General features: G+C 59.3%; 21 protein-coding genes and 1 pseudogene. 20 read left to right on the top strand and 2 right to left on the bottom strand.

Features of this window, described 5'->3' with window-relative positions; translation table 11 throughout:
* Nucleotides 1-15 precede the first annotated feature (15 nt).
* Nucleotides 16-861, top strand: a complete 846-nt coding sequence (locus tag IFT66_RS10540; RefSeq protein ID WP_192077586.1) for a hypothetical protein — start codon at nucleotides 16-18, stop codon at nucleotides 859-861.
* Nucleotides 862-865: 4 nt separating this feature from the next.
* On the opposite strand, the gene IFT66_RS10535 is transcribed toward IFT66_RS10540, so the two are convergent.
* Complete coding sequence (locus IFT66_RS10535) at nucleotides 866-1,597, bottom strand: peptidase S24 (protein ID WP_192077585.1); 732 nt, start codon at nucleotides 1,595-1,597, stop codon at nucleotides 866-868.
* A 319-nt stretch (nucleotides 1,598-1,916) separates the two neighbouring features.
* Between IFT66_RS10535 and IFT66_RS10530 the strand changes: the two are divergent.
* From IFT66_RS10530 to IFT66_RS10460, 15 genes and pseudogenes are all read left to right on the top strand, one after another.
* A pseudogene (locus tag IFT66_RS10530) lies at nucleotides 1,917-2,174 on the top strand (DUF2312 domain-containing protein); the annotation flags it as partial.
* A gap of 688 nt (nucleotides 2,175-2,862) precedes the next feature.
* Entirely contained in the window at nucleotides 2,863-3,030 is a 168-nt protein-coding gene (locus tag IFT66_RS10525; RefSeq protein WP_192077584.1) for a hypothetical protein, read from the top strand.
* A gap of 355 nt (nucleotides 3,031-3,385) precedes the next feature.
* Nucleotides 3,386-3,781 (top strand): hypothetical protein, encoded by a 396-nt coding sequence (locus tag IFT66_RS10520; RefSeq protein ID WP_249406422.1) that lies wholly within the window; start codon nucleotides 3,386-3,388, stop codon nucleotides 3,779-3,781.
* A 54-nt stretch (nucleotides 3,782-3,835) separates the two neighbouring features.
* The gene (locus tag IFT66_RS10515) at nucleotides 3,836-4,468 is read left to right on the top strand and encodes a hypothetical protein (RefSeq protein WP_342344762.1); all 633 of its coding nucleotides are present in this window, start codon (nucleotides 3,836-3,838) and stop codon (nucleotides 4,466-4,468) included.
* A complete protein-coding gene (locus IFT66_RS10510; RefSeq protein WP_192077582.1) occupies nucleotides 4,465-4,641 on the top strand; it encodes a hypothetical protein in 177 nt (58 codons plus the stop codon). Before IFT66_RS10515 ends, IFT66_RS10510 begins: the two co-directional genes overlap by 4 nt.
* Nucleotides 4,638-5,894, top strand: coding sequence for a DNA-methyltransferase (locus IFT66_RS10505; protein WP_446737880.1), 1,257 nt, complete (start codon nucleotides 4,638-4,640; stop codon nucleotides 5,892-5,894). Before IFT66_RS10510 ends, IFT66_RS10505 begins: the two co-directional genes overlap by 4 nt.
* Nucleotides 5,891-6,109, top strand: coding sequence for a hypothetical protein (locus tag IFT66_RS10500; RefSeq protein ID WP_192077991.1), 219 nt, complete (start codon nucleotides 5,891-5,893; stop codon nucleotides 6,107-6,109). The genes IFT66_RS10505 and IFT66_RS10500 overlap by 4 nt, the downstream gene beginning before the upstream one ends.
* Nucleotides 6,106-6,501 (top strand): DUF1064 domain-containing protein, encoded by a 396-nt coding sequence (locus tag IFT66_RS10495; RefSeq protein WP_192077581.1) that lies wholly within the window; start codon nucleotides 6,106-6,108, stop codon nucleotides 6,499-6,501. Before IFT66_RS10500 ends, IFT66_RS10495 begins: the two co-directional genes overlap by 4 nt.
* The gene (locus IFT66_RS23530; RefSeq protein ID WP_249406421.1) at nucleotides 6,498-7,343 is read left to right on the top strand and encodes a YdaU family protein; all 846 of its coding nucleotides are present in this window, start codon (nucleotides 6,498-6,500) and stop codon (nucleotides 7,341-7,343) included. Before IFT66_RS10495 ends, IFT66_RS23530 begins: the two co-directional genes overlap by 4 nt.
* A complete protein-coding gene (locus tag IFT66_RS10485) occupies nucleotides 7,285-7,887 on the top strand; it encodes a hypothetical protein (protein ID WP_192077580.1) in 603 nt (200 codons plus the stop codon). The genes IFT66_RS23530 and IFT66_RS10485 overlap by 59 nt, the downstream gene beginning before the upstream one ends.
* Nucleotides 7,884-8,111 (top strand): LuxR C-terminal-related transcriptional regulator, encoded by a 228-nt coding sequence (locus IFT66_RS10480; RefSeq protein ID WP_192077579.1) that lies wholly within the window; start codon nucleotides 7,884-7,886, stop codon nucleotides 8,109-8,111. Before IFT66_RS10485 ends, IFT66_RS10480 begins: the two co-directional genes overlap by 4 nt.
* The gene (locus tag IFT66_RS10475; RefSeq protein ID WP_192077578.1) at nucleotides 8,108-8,404 is read left to right on the top strand and encodes a hypothetical protein; all 297 of its coding nucleotides are present in this window, start codon (nucleotides 8,108-8,110) and stop codon (nucleotides 8,402-8,404) included. Before IFT66_RS10480 ends, IFT66_RS10475 begins: the two co-directional genes overlap by 4 nt.
* 15 nt (nucleotides 8,405-8,419) lie before the next feature.
* Nucleotides 8,420-8,983, top strand: a complete 564-nt coding sequence (locus tag IFT66_RS10470) for a hypothetical protein (protein ID WP_192077577.1) — start codon at nucleotides 8,420-8,422, stop codon at nucleotides 8,981-8,983.
* Nucleotides 8,984-9,151: 168 nt separating this feature from the next.
* Nucleotides 9,152-9,391: a hypothetical protein gene (locus IFT66_RS10465; RefSeq protein ID WP_192077576.1), complete on the top strand. Its 240-nt coding sequence runs from the start codon at nucleotides 9,152-9,154 to the stop codon at nucleotides 9,389-9,391.
* Nucleotides 9,392-9,710: 319 nt separating this feature from the next.
* Nucleotides 9,711-10,328 carry a putative metallopeptidase gene (locus IFT66_RS10460; protein ID WP_192077575.1) on the top strand — a complete coding sequence of 206 codons (618 nt, stop codon included), beginning with the start codon at nucleotides 9,711-9,713 and terminating at the stop codon, nucleotides 10,326-10,328.
* Here IFT66_RS10460 and IFT66_RS10455 read toward each other — a convergent pair.
* Nucleotides 10,325-10,633 carry a hypothetical protein gene (locus IFT66_RS10455; protein WP_192077574.1) on the bottom strand — a complete coding sequence of 103 codons (309 nt, stop codon included), beginning with the start codon at nucleotides 10,631-10,633 and terminating at the stop codon, nucleotides 10,325-10,327. The genes IFT66_RS10460 and IFT66_RS10455 overlap by 4 nt on opposite strands.
* A 38-nt stretch (nucleotides 10,634-10,671) precedes the next feature.
* Here IFT66_RS10455 and IFT66_RS10450 point away from each other — a divergent pair, with 38 nt between their 5' ends.
* The 4 genes from IFT66_RS10450 to IFT66_RS23925 are packed head-to-tail and all read left to right on the top strand — an operon-like array spanning nucleotide 10,672 to nucleotide 14,887.
* Nucleotides 10,672-11,136 carry a DUF2280 domain-containing protein gene (locus IFT66_RS10450; RefSeq protein WP_192077573.1) on the top strand — a complete coding sequence of 155 codons (465 nt, stop codon included), beginning with the start codon at nucleotides 10,672-10,674 and terminating at the stop codon, nucleotides 11,134-11,136.
* Nucleotides 11,123-12,511 carry a phage terminase large subunit gene (gene terL, locus IFT66_RS10445; protein WP_192077572.1) on the top strand — a complete coding sequence of 463 codons (1,389 nt, stop codon included), beginning with the start codon at nucleotides 11,123-11,125 and terminating at the stop codon, nucleotides 12,509-12,511. Before IFT66_RS10450 ends, terL begins: the two co-directional genes overlap by 14 nt.
* A gap of 8 nt (nucleotides 12,512-12,519) precedes the next feature.
* Entirely contained in the window at nucleotides 12,520-14,427 is a 1,908-nt protein-coding gene (locus IFT66_RS10440) for an anti-CBASS protein Acb1 family protein (protein ID WP_192077571.1), read from the top strand.
* Complete coding sequence (locus IFT66_RS23925) at nucleotides 14,354-14,887, top strand: PBECR3 domain-containing polyvalent protein (RefSeq protein WP_446737879.1); 534 nt, start codon at nucleotides 14,354-14,356, stop codon at nucleotides 14,885-14,887. Before IFT66_RS10440 ends, IFT66_RS23925 begins: the two co-directional genes overlap by 74 nt.
* Nucleotides 14,888-14,976: the final 89 nt, after the last annotated feature.

Raw genomic sequence — 14,976 nt, 5'->3', positions numbered from 1 at the left:
GTTAGGTGAGTATCAATGATCAGCAGCTATCTTGGGCTTATGAGAGAAAGCCCCGTCCATCTTACCTATATACTCGAAACAAAAGAACCAGTCGAACTCGGCGACTTCGTTGCGCAATTCGTTGCGATCGGAAACGAGTTCGAGCGCTTCGTGAAAGAGCAACACAAAGACCTAGCGGGGGATGCCTCTTTCTTCGTGAAGGAGGTACGCAAAGGATCGACGATCGTCGATATGATCCCCGCGATGGCGGTCGTCGCGCCATTCATTGCGAACGCCGACCAAGTGATGATCGTCGAGGATTTTGTTAGAAGATGGGGCAGGAGGCTCTCAGCCCTTATCAACGATCAAATCAAAGATGCTCCAACCACACCGCAAGAGTTCAAGGACTTTTCAAAGGCCGTCACCGCGATTGCTCGCGATCCTAAAGCTACATCGCGCCTAGAGGCTGCTGTGTTTGAGGATGGGAAAAGAAAAGTTCGCTACAGTTTTGAATTCACTACATCCGAAGCAAGAGCGGCAGAGAAAGTTATAGAACACCGCCAGCATGAATTGGAAAAGCCGGCGCAAGATCTGCACGAACGCGTGCTTATGGTATTTACTCGGAGCGACGTTCATTCCGCATCCTTGGGGAAACCTTCCGGCGAGAAAGTCATGATCGAGGAAATTTCAGATAAGTCGATCAGCCTCACGTATGGTTCGGATCTAGCAGAGCGGAAGCTAAAACACGAAATTCGAGAAGCCGACGAGAACGTCTATAAAAAAGGTTTCATAGTTGACGTGCATACGAAAGTGGTCCGCGGCAAGCCTGTGGCCTACGCAGTTACCCACGTCCATGACGTTATTGATATTGAAGAAAACTAAACTGTTAGAACCCCGGCAGATCGTTCATAACGCGACGAACTAATGCGATCACTTCAACCGTAACGCCTTCGTCCGCCTCGTCGTCACGCTCGACTATGATCGGCTTATGTTTCGGGTTAGTGGAGCGAGGGTGAAACTCTGCTCGATCGGGGAACACCTCGATCTGCTTAACCGACCATTCTCGGAAGTGACCGCCGTCCCGTGATCGCTGAACGATGACAACCATTCCCGACCGCAACTCAATATGCCCGATGTCTTCATAAGCCAGGCACACGAGGCGATCGCCTGGAAAGATCGGGCGAGGGCGCAAATCATTCATGCTGTCGCCAGCGCAATCGAACACCAGCTGCCGAGCGTTCGGAAACTTCTCGTCCCGCGGTAGCATGATCTCGATGGGCTCCGACTGATCGAACTCATCGACCTCGCGGAAAGCGCCAGCCTCGACCACGCCGGCAACGCGCCCGACCGTCATACCCACCCGGCTGAGTGTCACGTCGCTCAACGCTGCTCCAGTATCCTCTCCCGGTCCATCACCGAACAGAATCCACCCCGCCTTAGCGCCAAATAGTTCGCCATATCTCTCGGCGGCCTTGCGTGAGATCGGACGATTGCCGTTCTCGTGGCTGATGAGGGTATTCTTGTTGATCTCACGCGGGAACGCGTTCGCCGCATCGGTCGGGCTCTCATACCCTGCCGCGGCGCGCACTTGCTTCAATCTGTCCTTTGGCAATTCCATTCGTACATTATCGCTCAAATTTATCGTGCAATGTGTACGATTTTGGCTTGCGTTGACGCAGTACCTTTTGTACGATGCAGACCATGAGCGAGACACCCACTTCCATTTCGAGCCTCATCGACCTCTGGGACACCATCGGTGATTTCGCCGCTGACGTCGGCTGCGGATACGAAGCCGCCCGCCAAATGAGACTGCGAGACAGCATTTCGCCTCGGCACTGGAATGGTGTGATTGCGGCCGCAGCTCGGAAGAGCATCGCGGGCGTCGATTGGCAGTGGCTTGCTACCCGGCACACATCTTCCAGGAAGGCGATATCAGCATGACCGACGCACACGGCGTAGCCCGCGACCAGCTCCGCGCCTTCATTGAGCGGATCGAACGTCTCGAAGAAGAGAAGAAGACCATCGCTGACGACATCAAGGATGTCTACGGCGAGGCCAAGGGCATGGGCTACGACACCAAGATCATGAAGATGGTCATCGCCCTCCGCAAGAAGGACGAGCACGAGCGCACCGAGCAGGAACTCATCCTCGATACCTACCTTGCAGCCCTCGGCATGATTCCCGAACCATTCGAGCGGGACGACGAGCCGGCAGCGGCCGCTCCGGTCAGATCGCCAGCAAAGCCCCTTCAGGCTTCGCGCACAGTGACGACGGTTTCGGCACGGGTCGCAATCAATCAGCCGGAAACGGCGACAAGAAGGCTGGATGGCTTCGGCTCCGTTCAAGACGGCCTCAAAATGTCTACCAACGGGACTGACGCAGGTGTGGCGGAAAACCAGAACGACACCGTTAAAGCCGACGACATGAGCTTGACAGTTGTCGGTACCGAGAGCGGAACCGTCGCCAATTCCGAAATCGCTCCGGCCTCTCATGGTGAAGCCGAAGCCCCCAGCGTCGAGAGCGAGCCACCGGCAACTGAGCCGGCACTTCACCGCGCCGACGCCAACACAGGAGAGTGCCCAGATGATCAAGTAGCTCAACCCCAGTACGCCGCAACACAGCAGGCCGGGTCGCCGTTCAGTACCAGCCGCCCGGCCGACCATCCCATCCTCCTCCTGCGACCTCATTGCCGGCACCCCGGCGAAGAAGTCTGCGGCGGATCGGGAAAGAACCACTGCCAGAATTGCCTGGCCGCGATGCGGGAGCTCGAGACGGCATGACACCGATCCTCTCCCCATCCTCGATCGATGCAATGGCACAGCGCGCAATTGAGCGCGGCGTCGGCCTCGTTCGCAAACCCGTCCAGCGCCCTGTGAGGTCAGCATGAGCCAGTTCCTACTCGGCGCTCTCGTCCGATCCGTCTTCGGAGCGCCTGCCGGTTTCTTCATCGCTGCTCTGCTGATCGGCTCGAAAGCCGCGGCCCACGAGCACAAGAGCCAAGACGACAACACCCAGCCAGAGGCCATTCGCTTGGCTCGGCTGATCAATTGACGGGCTGACCTCCTCCCAGCCCGTCAATCCGGGTCCAGTCCGAATGAATCCTCCCGATCGGTATGGACCCGTTCAACTCGCAGCCTGACCCGATCGTCTTTGAGCCTGAGAACAACGGCTTGGACGATCGGACCCAGCGCTACGAAAGGTGCCGAAGCCTCCGGCGGAGAAGATTCGGCGGCAAAGCCGGATGGCGGTTCGGCTCTGCGGTTTGGAAACTTTAGAACGGTTGGCCCAGGCGGACCGGAGACGGCGGGCGAAAGCCCTGCAAGGCGATCACCGCCGTCTTTTCTATCATCGGTCCTGCGCATCTGTAGCTCCTTCGAACGAGCCAAAGATCGCACAGGAGCCGAGCATGAAATCGGAAATCTCACCCGGACATTCGGGAAACTTAAAACAGGGCGCCCGCAGGAAAATGAGTGACGTAGCAACAGCAAACTTCTTGGTCGAGGAGATCGGAGCGAGGCGCCATGTAGGCGACATGTTCCGTGCCGCCTGCCGCGAACTGCGTGCACGCTTTCCTCACCGCGACGACCCTGAAAATCAATGGACAGAACGCCGCCTTCGCGGGTGGTGGAACAACGAGAGCCGTGTCGTCAAGCACTTCCAGATGGTCGAGCTTTTCGAAACAGCCGAAGCCCTGAGGGAGGCGAGGGACGCCCATGCTGACTACAAAGCCAAGACCGCCGCTCTTCGTCAGATGGCTCAGCTTCGAGCGGAGACAGTCGCTCGCACTGTGGCTGAGAGATAGCGCCGCGGGCCTCGCGGAATGGATTTGCCCAGAGCTGACAGAGGAGAATGAACAATGAGGAGCATGAAAATTCTCGTTGCCTGCGAGTTCTCCGGGACAGTTCGAAACGCGTTTCTCGATCGCGGACACGACGCATGGTCTTGCGATCTTCTGCCGGCCGAAGACGGAAGCAATCGCCACATCACTGGCGATGCGCGCGATCTGCTCAACGACGGCTGGGACATGCTCATGGTGGCGCACCCACCATGCACCCGCCTTTGCAATTCAGGTGTTCGGTGGTTGTCGTCGCCACCTCCGGGCAAGACTGCTGAGCAGATGTGGGCGGAACTGGACGAGGGTGCCGCCTTGTTCTCATCGTTCTGGAACGCGCCGATTGATCGTATCGCGATCGAGAACCCCGTCATGCATCGGCACGCCAAAGAGCGGATTGAAAACTACGGGGAGTTTGCCCAGAGCGTTCAGCCGTGGCAGTTCGGTCATCCCGAAGTCAAGCGCACCTGTTTTTGGCTCAAGGGCCGGCCCCCGCTCGTCCCAACGAACGTGGTAGATGGTCGCGAAGCGCGCGTGCATCGCATGCCCCCCGGCCCAGATCGCTGGAAGGAACGCTCCCGCTTTTTTACCGGCATTGCTGCGGCGATGGCTGATCAGTGGGCGGGGTATGCGATCGAGCAGTCGAGGGCGGCATGACCGACATCGAACTCCTTACCCAAGAGATCACCGTCCAGTCCGACATCGCCGAAGGACTTAAGGCCCGCATGGCGAAGCAGGACAACGGCTACCAGCACATCAAGCTTGCTTGCGTGACGCGGACGCTTGAACGCCTCCGGTCGGCTCTCCAGCGTAGGGAGAGCGCATCGTGATAGCTACCCGAACACTACTCGACGGGCGTTGCACCATGCATGTCGGTGACTGCATCGAAGCCATGCGCGCAATGCCAGCGAACTCGGTCGATTGCGTGGTGACGTCTCCGCCTTACTGGGGCCTTCGTGACTACGGTGTTGCCGGACAGATCGGTCTTGAGCCGACGCTGGGTCAACACCTCGAGGTAATGGTTGCCGTCTTCCGTGAAGTCTGGCGCGTCCTGAAGCCTCGCGGCACGCTCTGGCTGAACTATGGTGACTGCTACGCTGCACAGCCAAACGGCAAGTCGGCCGCGGCTTATAAGGCAGACGGCAGCGACGACCGCACCTTTCGCGACAAGCCGTTCTCGACGGTCGGGCCGATCCTTCAGCCTGACACTAGGGGGCCACAGCGCGCAGGCGCAAAGGAAGCATACAGAGCTGATAGCGGCAGGACGATTCGACCAGGTGGGTACCTGAAACCGAAGGATCTTTGCATGATCCCGAACCGTCTGGCTATCGCCCTGCAGGATGATGGCTGGTGGGTGCGTTCGGAGATCATCTGGCACAAGCCAAACCCAATGCCGGAATCCGTCTACGACCGTCCGACGACATCACACGAGAAAGTCTGGCTTCTCTCGAAGGGTGAGGACTATTTCTACGATCACGAGGCGATCAGGGAGCCGACGACTGGCACGGCGCATGCTCGCAAGCCCGGCAAGAACAGTCGGCAGAATGTCGATCGAATTCCGGTGTCTCGCAAGAAGTCAGACACAGGTGTCGGCTGGGGTCATCTCGATCGGATCAACGCTGGCGAAAACGATCGAGGTCGGGACCGAGTTGTTTCAAAGGTTGCTGAAGAAACGGATCCGTTTCGCAAGTCGAAGCCGAGTTTCGCTGCCGCGACTGGCGACCTGGTCGAAACGCGAAATGCCCGCAACGTCTGGACTATAACGCCAAAGGCGTTCAGCGGCGCTCATTTCGCTACGTTCCCGCCTGCGCTTGCCGAACGGTGCATGAAGGCTGGCACGCCGAAGCTCATATGCGCCTGCTGTGGAGCGCCGTCTGGATGTGGCCCAATATGCGAGGTCTTCGGTACCGAACCCGGCGTCGTCTTCGACCCGTTCGGTGGTGCCGGCACAGTCTCACTCGTTGCCGAGCAGCTTGGACTTCGCAGCGTCATGGTCGAACTCAATCCCGAATATGCCGATATCGCGCAACGCAGGATCACAGGCGCGCCGATCTCGATCGAGCAGGATGAGGTAGCCGCATGACCTTCGAGCAAGCCTTCCCCACCTACGGCCCAGACGTTGAGCGCATCGCCGCGGAGACTGGCATAGCCCCGCCTGACGTCGATCGCCGTATCAACGCTGCGATGAACGCCGCATACCTCGAACGCGCTCCGGCGCCGGCAGTCGTCGGCCCAGCCCCGTTAGTGACGAAGAAGCTCGTCCGCTACGCCGGATATGACGAGAGGGGCTCCGCATGACCGAGGTCCTGTCCCGCCGCCAGTACCGCGCCGAGCTCGCCATGATCGAACACGGCAAGAGGCGTGCGAAGAAGGGCAACAAGTTCGGCGCCAGGCGCACGGTCGTCGACGGCATCACGTTCGACAGCAAACGCGAGAGCGAGGTCTACAGCGACCTCAAGAACCTCGAGCGCGCAGGCCGCATCTCCGGCCTCGTGCTTCAGCGAAAATTCGAACTGATCGTCAATGGTCAGATCATCGGCACCTACCGCGCCGACTTCTGTTTCATCGACCATGACCGGGACGGCAGGTTTCGGACGATCGACGTAAAGGGCGTCGTCACCAAGGATTTCAAGCGCGTCCAGAAGCTCATCAAAGCCGCCTACAACATCGATGTCGAGGTGTGGAAATGAGTAACCGGGCGTGGATGCCGCTTCACATCGCGGACTACCTGTCAGACACCGGGCACCTGAACGCTGCAGAGCACGGCGCCTACCTGCTGCTGATCATGCACTATTGGCAGAACGGCCATCTTCCACAAAACGAAAAGCTCATCGCCCGTGTCGCCCGCATGACGGTCGAGCAGTGGGAGGAGAGCCGCGACGTGATCGCCATGCTGTTTGGCCCCAACTGGACGCACAAGCGCATCGACGCCGAGCTTTCGAAGGCCGATGACATCATCGAGAAACGCCGCGCCGCCGCAGAGTCCCGTTATTCGAAGCCGAAAAAGCAGCCGTCAGATGCAAATGCAATGCATGTGCAAAGCAAAAGCACATACACGCGCGTGCCACCTTTAACCGACAACCTTACTGCTTCTGCTTCTAACGAAGCATCAGCAGGCGCCGCGCTCGATCCGACGATCCTCGAAAGCAAAATGCGAGAGGCTGCCGGCGATAAGATCCAGCCAAGTGGTGGGTTTGTCGTCGGACCCGTCATGGAACTGATCCTAGCGGGGGCTGACGTCGATCTCGACGTTCTGCCGGCCATCCGCTCCACCGCGAGCAAACTCACGCGTCCTGCGCGATCCTGGGCCTATTTCGTGCCGGCCATTCAAGACGCCTTCGACCGTCGAAGGTCTGCCGGGACATGGGAGCGAGCGCAGCCGCCTCCCGGACAGCGTCCAAGCCTGACGCCGCATCAGCAGCGCCACCAAGCAGCCATCAAAGCATTCGACCGGAAACTAGGAATTATCAACGATGACGAATTTGCCGGCAACACTCTCGACCTTGAAAGCCGAGATATCCGTTCTCACTGACAAGCTGGCGCCGAGCAATGAGGCGCATGTGGCCGAGGCGATCAAGTCTCTGCTGTCATCCGGCCTATCCCTGCCTTCCGCGCTTTCGCCTGACATGGCGCCGGCTGTCTACGCTTTCGCCCTTAAGGGCATATCCGGATCGGCGCTGAAGCGCGTCGTGGCGAAGATCATCCGCGGCGAATACGAGATCCACCGGGCGTTCATCCCGAACGCGCCGGAGTTCGCCATCCTCGCCCGGGCAGAGGATGCACCGATGGTCGAGGACTTGGCGCGCGCCCGGGCCATATTCAACGCCAAGTCCGAAGCCACGCCGAGGCATACCCATGCACAAGGCTTCAACGATCTGCGCATCACACACCGGCTGCGCGCTGAGGAGCTGCAGCGAGCAGGGTTCGTGTTCCTCCGCGAGTGCAAGAGCCACGAGACGTTCAACAATCTTACCAAGAAGCGTGAGCTGCCGACCGGCGCTGTCCACCTTTGGGCAATCGATGAAGTCTGGGCGCCACAAGCTGGTCAGGTCTCGCAGTCTCAGGAGGCGGCATGATGGTCACGTTGCAGGAAGACATGCAGGTGATTGGCATTTCGCGCCGACAGCTGCAGGTCATCGATGCGATCTCCACCGGGAGACCAGCCAAGCGCATCGCCGCCGATCTCAAGCTCAGCGTCCACATGGTCAACAACGACATTCAGCGGGCAATTCAGACGCTCGACGCCGGCAACGCCGCCGGCCTAGTCGCGACAGCTTTCCGGAAGGGATGGATCGAATGAATAAATATAGCGCCTATGCCCATCGTATCCCGGGCGGTTTTGGATACTGGGCAATGCTTCGCCTATGCCGTGATGCTCACCCGGCTCCGATCATGGCCGAAGCCGACAGGCCGAAGGTGTTCGCCACGAAGGGCGAGGCTGCCGAAGAAGCGCTGAAACATCTGGTCGCCTTCATGAACGGCCGGCCGATCCGCGGCGAGACATTCGATGCGAAGCCGACCAGCTCGGCCCGCATGAAAGCTGAAATGCTGTTCCTCGGCGGGGGCAGAACTATCCAGGTCGAACGGGCGTAAGGCGAGGGAACGAAGATGGCGGTAAAGAAAACACGGAAGACAAAGCTCGGCAATGTCAGCCTTGCGGCGATCGGCAACCGGCAGACCATGCCGGTTCTCGACGAAATCGATAATCCTCTCCACAACCCGGCGCACGACGGCGAGCATTGGAACCCGAAGAAGGTCACCGGCATCAAGAACCTGAAGGAAAGCGCGCTCGTAACGCTTGAGCAGCGCGGTTCGATAGACCAGGCGCAGGTGAAGGCAGGTGAGCGATTCCGGACAATCTGGGAATCCCTGGGCGGTGCGGGTGCAGGATCGTTCGATTACAGCCGCGAACTCGTCGACGGTGGCGGTCCACGTTCGGCGCTTTCAGATCGCCAGATCCAGGCGGGGATCGATCTTGCAGACTGCCGGCGGGTGCTGGGCATCGGCTACGACGTCATGGTCAAAGTCGCCGGCGAGGGCAGGGCAGTCACAGAGCTGACCCAGAGCAAGAACCTGCAGCGCGCCTACATCGAGATGCTGAAGCAAGGCCTGACCGCATTGGCGGTGCATTTCGGCTATGAAAACGCAGGAAAACTGCGAATGCGTGCTTGACTGGTATTTTCTTCAGGTTCTGAGTGCGCTATGTAGTGAATATGGTCGTGATTTGCGCCTAGCGCAGAGAAAACGGCTAGAGAGATTTCCGTACCAGTTGAAGCCCGCCCCGGTGTTGTGACCCGGCCAGCGGGCTTTTCGCGTTTCAACCTGCAGAAAGGAAACAGCATGCGCAGCCATAGCTTCATGTTCGGCTTCTACCGCCTGTATGACATCCTCGCATCCGTCGCCCTGATCGTTGCCGACTTTGCTCGGCTCGCGTTGCGCATCGACTACGGCCATGCCTGGCGCTTCATGCGAGAGGCCGGCGTCACAGCATTCCGCAAGATCGGCGAACTCAAACCGGTCTACCGCGAGAGCTACGACACCCACGGGCTCAGTCTCGACGCCGGTCGAATGCGCTTCTGATTTCCGTTCTTCAAACAAGGAGGCGAGGCCACATCGGCCCGCCTCCATTCCGGTGCCTCAATCTGTACCCTGATAGGGTAGAGATGGCGGCATTACAGCTTCGCTTCGATTGCGTCGACGATCTGTATCAGCATGACGACGATAGTCAGTAGAGTTAGAGCTTGGTCCATCTAGCACCTCCTTTCTTCTCATAGGGAGAGTGAGGCCGAATGGTTGTCGTGATCTCATCTCCCGAGCCTCTTCCTCCGCAGAACTGGATTAGGCAAGTTGAGATGAGTGAGCCCGCGTTCCAGGACCATTCGCCTAAGGCGGCATAAGCATGAGACCTTACCCACCCGAATCCATGAGCGAGATCGACGGCAAGCCATTCGAGCCTGCACCTGAAGTCACGGCATGGGTAGAGGCAACGTTCTTCGATGAGGCTTCCACTGTCGCCAACCCCGATCACGCCCACCTCGCAAATGCTAGCATCGGCTTCCTCTGGACAGCCATCGAGAACAACAGCAAGGGCCGTCGCGTAATCGGTCAGTGCGAGACAGGATCACCGCAGGGCGCAATGGGCAAGTGGTCCCGCGCTCGTGCAGTCATGCAGGTGGAAGAATGGTTCGGCTCTGTGCCGGACTTCATCATCACCCTCGATGCCGCCTACTGCGCACAGTGTGGAGATGCCGAGTTCATGGCCTTGGTCGAGCACGAGCTGTACCACGCTGCCCAAGAAGTGGATGCATTCGGTCAGCCTAAGTTCAGTAAGAGCACAGGCGAACCGGTGTTCACTATCCGCGGGCATGACGTCGAGCAGTTCGTCGGTGTAGTCCGTCGCTATGGTACAGATGCATCAGGCGTTCGGGAGATGGTTGATGCAGCCAACCGTCCACCCGAGATAGCTCGCGCTCGTATCGAACATGCATGTGGGACGTGCCAGCTGCGCGCGTCCTAGGGTTTTGCGCGAAGAAATGTATCATCGAAGCGCATACGGAATTCATCTATCGCCTCTTCGAAGCGAGCGAAGCCTTCGTTGCGCATGAGCGCCGCGAAGTTGATGCTAGGTTCGGTACCGACAATAGCGGACCAATAGTACTTCACCATGCCAGGAGCGTCTCGCTCTTCCATCCGCATCTTCGTGTACCGGATGCCGCGCTTCAAGCTCTCTGAAGCTTCACCTGACGCCAAGATCGGGTCGAATACCCGCTCATGAAGGAAGTCCATTATTTGCTGCTCTTTGCGGCCTAACTTCTTGACCATCTTCGCTCCTCCGCATTTGACCGGACTTTGACACAACGATGGCTAAAGCCAAGCTCTCAGACGACGTAAAAACCTACATTGTTCAGGCGCTAGCTTGCTTTGACAGCCCGTCCATTGTGGCAGGATCAGTCAAGACTGAGTTCGGAATCGGCGTAAGCCGGCAACTTGTCGAGAGTCATGACCCGAACAAGAAGGCAGCGTCCGGTCTTGCACCGAAGTGGCGAGCGCTGTTTGAAGAGACACGCAAGACGTTCCTCGAAGATACCGCATCGATCGCCATCAGCCACCGCGCCGTTCGTCTTCGCGCTCTTCAGCGCATGGCAGACAAGGCCGAAACGAGCGGCAACATGGTTCTCGCATCCTCGCTCCTCAAGCAGGCGGCAGAGGAAGTCGGCGGAAGCTACACCAATCGGCGCGAGCTGACAGGGAAGGATGGAAAGGACTTGCCGGTGCCAGTGTCACCGGTGACGATCTTCCAGTTGCCCGATAATGGCAGGAGTTGACCAGGGCGAGGCAGCCCAGACAATCATCCGTCCGCAAGCGGGCCCACAGACAACGTTCCTATCGTCGCCGGCAGACATCGCCATCTACGGTGGCGCGGCAGGAGGTGGCAAGACCTGGGCGCTGCTGATGGAACCGCTGCGCCATATCGGCAACCCGGCATTCGGCGCTGTATTCTTCCGAAGGAACCTGACGCAGGTCAGGAACGAAGGTGGTCTCTGGGACGAGAGCGAGAAGCTCTATCCGCACCTGAGCGCGAACCCGCGATCGGCGCCGGACTTGAGCTGGTCGTTCCCATCGGGTGCCGGCGTCTCCTTCGCCCACCTCGAACACGAGAAGACGATCTATAACTGGCAGGGGTCGCAGATCCCGCTCATCTGCTTCGACGAGCTGACCCATTTCAGCGCCAAGCAGTTCTGGTACATGCTCAGCCGTAACCGCTCGATGTGTGGCGTTCGGCCTTACGTGAGAGCGACATGCAACCCCGATGCTGACAGCTGGGTTGCCGAGTTCATATCCTGGTGGATCGACCAGGCGACAGGCTTTGCCATTGCAGAGCGGGCCGGCGTCCTTCGCTGGTTCATCCGCATCGGCGACACGATCATATGGGCGGACAGCCCCGGGGAGCTTGCACACCACACAAACCCGCTGACCGGCGATCCTATCCCGGCGAAGTCGGTGACGTTTATCCCGGCTAAGCTCAGCGACAACGCCATGCTGATGGCGGCCGATCCTGGCTATCTCGCCAACCTCATGGCCCAGCCTACGGTCGAACGGGAACGCCTCCTCGGCGGCAACTGGAAGATCAGGCCAGCTGCCGGACTTCTGTTCCAGCGCGGATGGTGCCGCGTCGTCGATGCTGTTCCTGCCGGCGTCCGCTGGATGCGAGGTTGGGACTTGGCTTCAACGCCAAAGGTCGAAGGCAAGGATCCGGATGCGACGGCCGGAACGAAAATCGGCAAGCTGCCAGATGGGAGCTACATCGTCGGGCATCATGTCACCGATCACCTGTCACCGTCCGGTGTAGAGCGGCTGATCAAGAACACGGCTGATGCTGATGGTATCGAGACGCAAATTTCACTGCCGCAGGATCCGGGGCAGGCGGGCAAGTCGCAGATCATCAACCTAACGAAGATGCTGTCGGGCTTCGATGTCCGGTCATCGCCGGAATCGGGCGACAAGATCACGCGCTTTAGTCCGTTCTCTGCCCAGGCCGAAGCCGGCAATGTCGCTGTGCTTCGCGCGCCTTGGAACGATGCATGGTTCAACTCGCTCGAAAGCTTCCCTGAAGCGAAACACGATGATGATGCTGACAGCACGAGCCGCGCCTTCAACGCGCTGCTCAGCGCCAGCACCTTCACCCTCCAGAACATCTGAGGATCGCGATGCTCAATGACAGCCTGACCAGTCTTGTGTCCCGCATGGGCACAGACAGGGACAAGGCCGCCACGGTCTTCTACACCCACCCGGTGATGACCGATGAGCAGGCCCTTGCTGCCTATCGTGGCTCCTGGCTCCCGCGCAAGATCGTCGACATCCCGGCGCTGGACAGCTGCCGTAAGTGGCGTGACTGGCAGGCCAAGGCGACCGACATCGAGCTGATCGAGGCGGAAGAGATCCGGCTGAACTACAAGGGCAAGGTGCTCGATGCGCTGACGAAGGCGCGTTTGTTCGGCGGCTCTGCGATCTTCATCGGGACTGGCGACCAGAACCCGGAGAAGCCGCTCGATCCGGCAACGGTCAACCAAGGTGGACTGAAGTACCTCACGGTCCTTTCCCGCCGTGACATGACGGCAGGCCCGATCGAGCAGGACGTGACAAGCCCGTATCATGGCAAGCCTTCCTATCACGAGGTGACCGGCGCCAACGTGATGGTGCGAATTCACCCATCGCGTCTGATCCTGTTCGTCGGCGCTCGCCAGCCCGACAGCCTGATGACGTTCAACGCGCTGGACGGATGGGGCGACAGCGTCCTGACAGCAACGCTCGATGCCATCAAAAACGCTGACAGCACGGCCGGCAACATTGCCTCGCTGGTGTTCGAGGCGAAGGTCGATGTGATCCGCATTCCAAACTTCATGGCCTCGCTCGGCGACGAGCGGTACAAGGCGAAGATCATCGAGCGCTATACGCTGGCCAACATGTCGAAGGGCATCAACGGCACGCTGCTCCTCGACAAGGAAGAGGAATACGAGACCAAGGGCGCGCAGCTCGCGGGCCTGACCGACATCCTCATGGCTTTCATGCAGATCGTGTCTGGCGCCGCTGATATCCCGGTCACACGCCTGCTTGGCCAGTCGCCTGCAGGCATGAGCGCGACCGGCACCTCGGACATGAAGAACTACCACGATCGGATCCAGTCCATCCAGGAGCTGGAGATCTCGCCGGCGTTGCAGATCGCTGATGAGTGCCTGATCAGATCGGCCCTCGGATCGCGGCCGGCGGAGGTTCACTCGGTCTGGGCGCCTCTCGAGCAGATGAGCGAGAAGGAACGGGCGGAGATATTCAAGACCACTGCAGACGCCGCAAGGCAGCTCGTCGGTAGCGGGACAGGTCAGGAAATCATTGCTCGTGATGCGGTATCGCGTGCCTTGGTCAATCGCCTCGTCGAGGATGGTGTTCTGCCAGGCCTTGAGGATGCAGTCGACGAGTTCGGAGAGATTGGCGAGCAAGAGCCATCCGAGGCCGAGCTTGCCGCGTCAGCAGCCGCGCAGCAGGCGAACGCCAACAACGTGGTGCGGATGCAGCAGGCAGCGAACGACGCCGCTCCGCGGACGCTCTACGTGTCCCGCAAGGTGCTGAACGCTGCGGATTTGATCGCATGGGCAAAGGGGCAGGGGTTCAAGACCACGCTCCCGGCCGATGACCTGCATGTCACGATCGCCTTCAGCCGCACGCCGGTGGACTGGATGTCGATCGGTGAGAGCTGGCAGAACGAGCTAAAGGTCGCCGCCGGTGGCCCGCGCTTGATGGAGCAGTTCGGGGAAGCCCGCGTACTGCTGTTCAAGGCGAGCGAGCTGCAGTGGCGGCACGAGAGCATCAAGGAAGCTGGCGCGTCTTGGGATCATCCCGAGTACCAGCCTCACATCACGATCAGCTACGATCCGGATGCACCAGATCTTGCCGACGTGGCGCCATATCAGGGTGAGATCATCCTCGGACCGGAACTGTTCGCAGAGGTCAAGGAAGACTGGAAAGAAGGTGTGACTGAAGACGGAGGTGCGCCATTCGGTGGCGCGCCCTTTCGAGGACGCGCGAAAGCGAAGAAATCGCGGAAGCCAAAAAGCGTTTGACCCGGCCAAGCACCCGAGGGGTGGAGACGGCAGGTTTGTACCGACCTCGGAGAGTATTGGGCAGGCAGGGCGTCTGGCAGGGCAGAATGCGACAGTTCATGTAGAGTTCGCCGCAGTTGTCAGACCCGGGGCCATCAAAAAGGTGACCGGCGTCGATGTTCGTGGTTTCCGACATTCTGTGAGCAATCAGTCGATCTCCCACACACTGAAGAACCATGGGAACCCAAAGGTAGAGACTCCAAGAGGGCAAATAGCTGTCACAGCTGCGGACTTTGAGAAGCTACCTCAGATCGTCAGGTCGGGAATAATACACCCGCCCGAAACGCACAAAAGTACGTTACCCCGGTTCGTCATAAAGGCGGAGATTGACGGGATTGGCTACCACTACGTTGGCGACGTGAAAGCCGGCAAACGTCGGTTGGACATGATCTCGTTGAGGAAGAAAAAGGGGGGGTGGTAGATCGCTGCTCTCATGCCCCGCTTTCGCGGTCCCTATCAGCTAACGCCCAAAGCGAACGCGACCTTAGCGAGAATATATTTCAAGTGCCG

Origin of the sequence: Rhizobium sp. CFBP 13726, from assembly GCF_014841925.1 — a bacterium.
GTDB classification, from domain to species: domain Bacteria; phylum Pseudomonadota; class Alphaproteobacteria; order Rhizobiales; family Rhizobiaceae; genus Neorhizobium; species Neorhizobium soli.
The sequence above is the reverse complement of the archived record's forward strand: the minus strand, read 5'-3'. Positions and strand labels throughout refer to the sequence as shown.

Excerpts from the sequence above, each read along its gene's own strand:
- IFT66_RS10540 (WP_192077586.1), top strand. The coding sequence starts at position 16 with ATGATCAGCAGCTATCTTGGGCTTATGAGAGAAAGCCCCGTCCATCTT.
- IFT66_RS10535 (WP_192077585.1), bottom strand. The coding sequence starts at position 1,597 with ATGGAATTGCCAAAGGACAGATTGAAGCAAGTGCGCGCCGCGGCAGGG.
- IFT66_RS10525 (WP_192077584.1), top strand. The coding sequence starts at position 2,863 with ATGAGCCAGTTCCTACTCGGCGCTCTCGTCCGATCCGTCTTCGGAGCG.
- IFT66_RS10520 (WP_249406422.1), top strand. The coding sequence starts at position 3,386 with ATGAAATCGGAAATCTCACCCGGACATTCGGGAAACTTAAAACAGGGC.
- IFT66_RS10515 (WP_342344762.1), top strand. The coding sequence starts at position 3,836 with ATGAGGAGCATGAAAATTCTCGTTGCCTGCGAGTTCTCCGGGACAGTT.
- IFT66_RS10510 (WP_192077582.1), top strand. The coding sequence starts at position 4,465 with ATGACCGACATCGAACTCCTTACCCAAGAGATCACCGTCCAGTCCGAC.
- IFT66_RS10500 (WP_192077991.1), top strand. The coding sequence starts at position 5,891 with ATGACCTTCGAGCAAGCCTTCCCCACCTACGGCCCAGACGTTGAGCGC.
- IFT66_RS10495 (WP_192077581.1), top strand. The coding sequence starts at position 6,106 with ATGACCGAGGTCCTGTCCCGCCGCCAGTACCGCGCCGAGCTCGCCATG.
- IFT66_RS23530 (WP_249406421.1), top strand. The coding sequence starts at position 6,498 with ATGAGTAACCGGGCGTGGATGCCGCTTCACATCGCGGACTACCTGTCA.
- IFT66_RS10485 (WP_192077580.1), top strand. The coding sequence starts at position 7,285 with ATGACGAATTTGCCGGCAACACTCTCGACCTTGAAAGCCGAGATATCC.
- IFT66_RS10480 (WP_192077579.1), top strand. The coding sequence starts at position 7,884 with ATGATGGTCACGTTGCAGGAAGACATGCAGGTGATTGGCATTTCGCGC.
- IFT66_RS10475 (WP_192077578.1), top strand. The coding sequence starts at position 8,108 with ATGAATAAATATAGCGCCTATGCCCATCGTATCCCGGGCGGTTTTGGA.
- IFT66_RS10470 (WP_192077577.1), top strand. The coding sequence starts at position 8,420 with ATGGCGGTAAAGAAAACACGGAAGACAAAGCTCGGCAATGTCAGCCTT.
- IFT66_RS10465 (WP_192077576.1), top strand. The coding sequence starts at position 9,152 with ATGCGCAGCCATAGCTTCATGTTCGGCTTCTACCGCCTGTATGACATC.
- IFT66_RS10460 (WP_192077575.1), top strand. The coding sequence starts at position 9,711 with ATGAGACCTTACCCACCCGAATCCATGAGCGAGATCGACGGCAAGCCA.
- IFT66_RS10455 (WP_192077574.1), bottom strand. The coding sequence starts at position 10,633 with ATGGTCAAGAAGTTAGGCCGCAAAGAGCAGCAAATAATGGACTTCCTT.
- IFT66_RS10450 (WP_192077573.1), top strand. The coding sequence starts at position 10,672 with ATGGCTAAAGCCAAGCTCTCAGACGACGTAAAAACCTACATTGTTCAG.
- terL (WP_192077572.1), top strand. The coding sequence starts at position 11,123 with ATGGCAGGAGTTGACCAGGGCGAGGCAGCCCAGACAATCATCCGTCCG.
- IFT66_RS10440 (WP_192077571.1), top strand. The coding sequence starts at position 12,520 with ATGCTCAATGACAGCCTGACCAGTCTTGTGTCCCGCATGGGCACAGAC.